Annotated in this window: 1 protein-coding gene; it reads right to left on the bottom strand. The window is 62.8% G+C overall.

Annotation, left to right across the window (positions count from 1 at the left end; all coding sequences use genetic code 11):
• Positions 1-126 precede the first annotated feature (126 nt).
• Positions 127-1,095, bottom strand: coding sequence for an IS5 family transposase (locus tag ACVOL0_RS20355; RefSeq protein WP_440569388.1), 969 nt, complete (start codon positions 1,093-1,095; stop codon positions 127-129).
• Between the last annotated feature and the right edge of the window lie 56 nt (positions 1,096-1,151).

Here is a 1,151-nt window from a genome sequence, read left to right as displayed (position 1 = left end):
GGAAGGTCTGATCAAAGCGCTCTGATACTTGGATTTCAGCGTCAAGGCGCCAAGTCGACCTCGATATGATCGATTTTGCGCCGTTTCTGACGCTTTTCGACGGGTTTCCCCGTCCAACAGACGGATTTACCCCGTCGGCAGCAACAGACGTCGCCGCGCCATCCACAGATTCGACAGCGCGAACAGCGTCAGCACCTGCGCCGTGTTCTTCGCCAAGCCGCGGTAGCGCACCTTGGTGTAGCCGAACTGGCGCTTCACCACCCGGAACGGGTGCTCCACCTTCGCCCGCAGGCTGGCCTTGAAGTGCTCCCAGCGCTCGGCGTACTTGCGCTCGCGCTTGTTCTTCAGCGCTCGCAACTTCGAGGGCTTCTCCGCGATCCAGAACGCAGCCTCCACGTCTTGCAGCTCCTCGCGCTTGTCCGCGCCGGTGTAGCCGCTGTCGCCGCAGATCGTATCTTCCTTGCCGTGCAGCAGCTTGTGCACCTGCGTCACGTCATTCACGTTCGCCGCTGTGCACTCCACGTGATGCACCAGGCCCGATTCCTCGTCCACGCCAATGTGCGCCTTCATCCCGAAGTGCCACTGGTTGCCCTTCTTCGTCTGGTGCATCTCCGGGTCGCGCTTGCCGTCCCTGTTCTTGGTAGAGCTCGGTGCCGCAATGATCGTGGCATCGACGATCGTGCCGGCCTTCAAGCTCTGGCCCTTGCGCGCCAGGTGCGCGTTCACGCGCTCCAGGAGCTGCGGCGCCAGATCATGCGTCTCCAGCAGCCGGCGGAAGTTGAGGATCGTGGTCTCGTCCGGAATGTTGTCCAGCCCGCTCAGGCGGGCAAAGCGGCGCATCACCGGCATCTCGTACAGCGCCTCTTCCATGCCCGGGTCGCTCAGCGCGTACCACTGCTGCAGAAAGTGGATGCGCAGCATCGTCGCCAGCGCGTACGGTTGCCGGCCACGCTGGCCCATCTTCGGGTAGTGCGGTGCGATCAGCGCCAGCAATACGTTCCACGGCACCACCTGCTCCATCTCCGCCAGGAAGATCTCGCGTCGCGTCTTCTTCCGCTTGCCCGTGTGTTCCGCGTCCCCGAAGCTCAGCTGCATCGTCGTCATCCGTCGAACCTTGCGCTATTGTCGCCGAGGAATTGTTCAGAGCATCC

The organism is Stenotrophomonas sp. STEN021 (assembly GCF_056760175.1).
This window is presented reverse-complemented; position numbering and strand designations above follow the sequence as displayed.